This is a genomic window from Ruegeria sp. YKSF070, assembly GCF_059612725.1.
In genome coordinates this window covers 1-1,757 of sequence record NZ_JBXWRD010000106.1, presented here as the reverse complement: position 1 = coordinate 1,757, position 1,757 = coordinate 1, and the positions used below count along the sequence as shown (strand labels likewise).

The 1,757-nt window shown below is 53.7% G+C and carries 1 protein-coding gene; it reads left to right on the top strand.

The genetic code is table 11. The features are described 5' to 3' along the window. A partial coding sequence (locus tag AC2FL1_RS23385) for an Ig-like domain-containing protein (protein ID WP_496878518.1) occupies nt 1-1,638 on the top strand: 1,638 nt, incomplete at its 5' end. Nucleotides 1,639-1,757: the final 119 nt, after the last annotated feature.

Below are 1,757 nucleotides of genomic sequence, written 5' to 3'. Positions count from 1 at the left end.
GGCCCGGTGCCGGTGGCGACCTATACCGTTTCCGACGGCGAAGGCGGCACCGACGAGGGCACCCTCACCCTCACCGTCGCATCCGTCAACGATGCGCCGGTGGCGAACAGCAACTATGCAATCACCGACCAGAATGCACAGATAACTTTCAATGTGATTGCAAATGACACCGATGTCGATGGAGACGAACTGACGCTAGCTTCAGTCGGCAATGCTGCCAACGGATCCGTCAGCTTCAGCGGCCCTTCGGTAACCTATACGCCGAATGCAGATTTTTATGGGGTCGACACATTCACCTATACCATCTCCGACGGCCAGGGCGGCTCCGATACCGGAACCGCGGTTGTCGTTGTCGGGCAAGACGTGACTACGCTGCCGGATGATGTGCCTGTTTCAATCATCTTCAATCCTGAAACCCCCGGAGACCCGCCCGGATCATTCCTGCTGGAAGTGATACCGACTTCATCAACGGCGATAAACTTGCTCATCGCCATGGATAGTTCCGGAAGCATCACGCAGAACGGCTGGAACGATCTTTTGAACTCAGTGTCGTCAGCGCTCGACGGGCTGGCTGATCAGTTCGACGGCTCTGCAACCGAGGTCAACGTATTCCTCACATCCTACTCCGCCTCGGCCAGTACCATTGGTCCATTCAATCTTGTCGACGATCACGTCGACCTGATCACTCAACTGAACAGCCTGCCGTTCCTGAGAGGGTCAACCAATTGGGAGGCAGCCTTCAACGAAGTCAACAGCATATTCAGCGGACAGGGCTCGGATGACGCCAATATCATGTATTTCATCACCGACGGGAACCCGGTGCCGATCACCCAAAACTGGCAAGGAGCACTCGGAAATCTTAACGACAACGTCGAAGTTGATATCGAGGCTTTTGCCATAGGGCCCAACGTCGATCTTTCGAACCTTGACTTCGTCGATTCAGACGGATCCGCGACCTCGGTCACGACACCCGCCGCTATCGCAGATGCGCTAGGTCAAACCCCTCTCTTCAATGCTCAGTTGATCGACTTTTCTCTTTCACTCAATGTGGACGGTGTCGAACTGGGAGTAATTGCCGACGAGAAAAGCAGCGCGCTGACAACCAGCGGCCTCAATTACTCTGTGGCGCTGCAAGACATTCCAAACATAGAAAACCTTCTGGGCTCTATAAACGTATTCTCTGCTACGGCGACTTTCGACTTGGACGGCGATACTGCCACGACAAGCGACCAGATCGATCTGTTTGCCGGCGGTGTCATCGAAATTGCATCATCAGTGGGAACCAACAAAGTCTCTGCAGCTTCGAACCAGAATGGTGAGGAACCGATCGAAGTGCCGTTTACGCTATCCGCCGCTTCGTTACCGGTTTACGATGAGGCAAACCTTTCCACCTCTGCTACCGGAAGATCATCGCCGAATATTCAGCAGTTAGACATCTCAGACCTTCTGAACATGGCGTCACACCCTACGGATATGCTGACATCGAACAGCATGCTGGATGGAACGAATGTTAGCCTGCCCAACCCGATCTCCGCTGTCAGTTCCCATCAATCAGGATTTGAATTGATTGGCCATGTTGGCTTGAACGGCTCTCTCGGTTTGGAGGAGGTTGCAACATCCGCGATGCCTACAACTTAGGTGTTTTGAGGGTGGTGTCATTTGTGGACGGCTCCTGTTTTGCAAGGGTTTTCTTGAGCAAGATTGATCGAAGCAGGTTGCGGTCATTTGTCCGGCCTGTGTGTGCGGTGCATGTGACC